This is a genomic window from Pseudomonas sp. FSL R10-2189, from assembly GCF_009600325.1.
Taxonomy (GTDB): Bacteria; Pseudomonadota; Gammaproteobacteria; order Pseudomonadales; family Pseudomonadaceae; genus Aquipseudomonas; species Aquipseudomonas helleri.
Map to the genome: position 1 here is coordinate 1 of NZ_WIVZ01000074.1, position 2,995 is coordinate 2,995.

The 2,995-nt window shown below is 48.1% G+C and carries 2 protein-coding genes and 2 pseudogenes; 1 reads left to right on the forward strand and 3 read right to left on the reverse strand.

All coding sequences use genetic code 11. The features are described from left to right. Positions 1 to 75: 75 nt before the first annotated feature. Positions 76 to 237, reverse strand: a pseudogene (locus GHO32_RS25805) (type II toxin-antitoxin system RelE/ParE family toxin); the annotation flags it as partial. Then, the gene (locus GHO32_RS25810; RefSeq protein WP_153334554.1) at positions 227 to 466 is read right to left on the reverse strand and encodes a type II toxin-antitoxin system RelB/DinJ family antitoxin; all 240 of its coding nucleotides are present in this window, start codon (positions 464 to 466) and stop codon (positions 227 to 229) included. The gene GHO32_RS25810 and the pseudogene GHO32_RS25805, both read right to left, overlap by 11 nt. Before the next feature lie 354 nt (positions 467 to 820). Here GHO32_RS25810 and GHO32_RS25815 point away from each other — a divergent pair. Continuing rightward, a pseudogene (locus GHO32_RS25815) lies at positions 821 to 1,189 on the forward strand (transposase); the annotation flags it as partial. 70 nt (positions 1,190 to 1,259) lie between these two features. On the opposite strand, the gene GHO32_RS25820 reads toward GHO32_RS25815, so the two are convergent. Beyond that, positions 1,260 to 2,780 (reverse strand): catalase, encoded by a 1,521-nt coding sequence (locus GHO32_RS25820; protein ID WP_003829123.1) that lies wholly within the window; start codon positions 2,778 to 2,780, stop codon positions 1,260 to 1,262. Between the last annotated feature and the right edge of the window lie 215 nt (positions 2,781 to 2,995).

A 2,995-nucleotide genomic window follows, 5' to 3' on the forward strand; every position in this document is an offset into this window, starting at 1 on the left:
CTTACATTTTCTAAGATCCTCGACTCCTTTTCCAGCCGGTCAGATTTTTTCTACACCCTTAAATGCGAAGAGCCGCTTTACTTTGTAGCAATCTGGCAGCTCGCGTAAGCGATTGGCATCGATGCGTGGGTTTTCCAGGACTTCAGCCAGCTTTTTCTTCAATTGCTGTCGGATAGTATCTCCCAGTTTGTGCCATTCCTTCAGTGCACGTTGGTCAAACTCAAGGCTATAGGTCATCCAGAGACACCTTAACGCGCTGCGGTGAAGCCAATCGCTCGCGTACGGTGTTTATGAGGGTTTCATCCTCTTCTGTCATCAGTACGGGACGGAATGGAAGCTGTCCGCGCTCAGCAACGTATTGCAAGGCTTGGCGCATGAGCTCAGATGGAGTCACACCCAAACGTTCCAATTCGCGATAAGCGCGGGTTTTGAGGTCATCGTCCACACGGACATTGATTGAGGCCATTTCGCAGGTTCCTGTAAAGACATTCGTCATTACATTGGCATTGAAGGGGCTATTTTGCAAGGGATAAGAAATAATATCCGGCGGTTGCAGGAGCTGAGTGCAACACGGTTATTGGGGCGAATAGAGAAAACGGAAATTTTCGTACGCTAAGCGTTCTGTGTCAGGTTGAGGTCGTAGAGGTGGACGCTGCCGCGTCAGAAAATGCAAAAATAGACCCTAATCTGACGTGAGGCGAGTAATCATCCTGACGCCTGAGTGAGGTGTACTCCATTCGGATACCGACTGCACAACGCAAGGGTTTGGGACTGTCAGCAGGGCTTATCGTACGAAAATTTCCGTTTTCTCTATGCACCCCATGCCCAACCGCTACTCGATCAGGCTTGCATACCCAGCCTGCGCGGTCGCCCACGCAAGCGTTGCCGCTGGTTGCTGGCTGACAAGGGTTACGACGCTGAAGCGCTGCGCCAGTATTGTGATCGTTATCGCATGCAGCCAGTCATTCCGTTGCGAAGCATGAAGCGCAAAACCAAGCCAGGATTGCCTCGACTTTTTGATCGCCCCAAATATCGGCAGCGCAACATCATCGAACGCATGTTTGGCTGGCTGAAGGAGAACCGTCGCATCGTGACGCGCTTCGACAAGCTCGCAACAAGTTTTGCGGCGATGGTCTCATTGGCCTGCGCTATGCGGTGCTTGCGACAATACTTTACGTACAGAGCCTAGCAACCCAATATGAGAAACCCCGGCAGGATGCCGGGGTTTTTTTATTAACTATCTAAATCAAATTTCCACATTAAAGAAAACTTGGTAAACCTTTAGCAGGATCTGTTTCACGTGCCGCTTGAGCATCTGCTACAGTCATACCTAAGGCCTTAGCAACGCCTTGCCCATAAGCTGGATCGCAAGCATAACAGTTGCGGATATGACGGTATTTGATGAAATCTAGCGCATCACCCATCGCTGCGGCCGTGTTATTAAACAATGCTTGTTTCTGTTCATCATTCATCAAATTGAACAGGGCACGGGGCTGGCTGAAGTAGTCATTGTCATCTTCGCGGAAGTCCCAGAAATCAGCATCACCGGTAATCTTTAATGCTGGTTCTTTAAACTGAGGTTGTTCCTGCCACTGGTTAAAACTGTTCGGTTCATAATGTGGCAATGAACCATAGTTGCCATCCATGCGGCCCTGACCATCACGACGATTAGAGTTTACAGGGCAGCGTGCAGCATTGACCGGAACCTGTGAATGATTTACACCAACACGATAACGTGCTGCATCAGCATAGTTCACCAGACGTGCCTGTAACATACGATCCGGTGAGTAGCTAATTCCCGGTACCAGATTGCTTGGTGCAAAGGCAGCCTGTTCTACATCCTGGAAATAATTTTCCGGATTGCGGTTCAGTTCGAATTCACCGACTTCAATCAGTGGATAATCACCTTTCGGCCAGACTTTGGTCAGGTCAAATGGATGATAAGGAACTGTTTCAGCTTCCAGTTCCGGCATGATTTGAACGTACATTTTCCATTTTGGATACTCACCACGTTCAATGGCATCAAATAAGTCAGTCTGACTACTTTCACGATCTTTAGCAATCAAATCTGCTGCTTCAGCATCGGTCAGGTTCTGGATGCCTTGCTGGGTACGCATATGGAATTTCACCCAGAAGCGTTCATTTTGGGTATTGATAAAACTGAAGGTATGGCTGCCAAAACCATGCATATGACGGTAGCCAGCAGGAATACCGCGATCCGACATCACAATGGTCACCTGATGCAAGGCTTCAGGCAATAATGTCCAGAAATCCCAGTTATTGGTGGCACTGCGCTTGTTGGTTTTCGGGTCACGTTTGACTGCTTTATTCAGGTCAGGGAACTTACGGGCATCCCGCAGGAAAAACACCGGGGTATTATTGCCGACCAGATCCCAGTTGCCTTCTTCAGTATAGAATTTCAGGGCAAAACCTCGAATATCACGTTCTGCATCGGCCGCGCCACGTTCACCCGCCACCGTTGAGAAACGCGCAAACATTTCGGTTTTTTTGCCGACTTCAGAGAAAATTTTAGCGCGAGTATATTGGGTAATATCATTGGTCACGGTAAAGGTACCAAAAGCACCTGAACCTTTAGCGTGCATACGACGCTCTGGAATCACTTCGCGGACGAAGTTTGCTAATTTTTCATTCAACCATAAATCTTGGGCAAGTAAAGGTCCACGCGCACCTGCCGTCATACTGTTCTGATTATCCACCACAGGGGCACCAGCTTCAGTAGTCAGGTGGGTAACAGGACATTTTTTAGGGTCTTGACTCATACTATTAACTCCCGTTTCTTTTAATTTAAATTTCCTGCAGAAATTTAAGATTTTCAATCCTAGTCGTAACTGTCCTGCAACTGCTGATACAGCGCTTTCAACTCGGTAATGCGCGCTTGAAGCTGCTCAGGGGTTTTCTGGCTCTTCGCATTTAAGGGTGTAGAAAAAATCTGACCGGCTGGAAAAGGAGTCGAGGATCTTAGAAAATGTAAGCT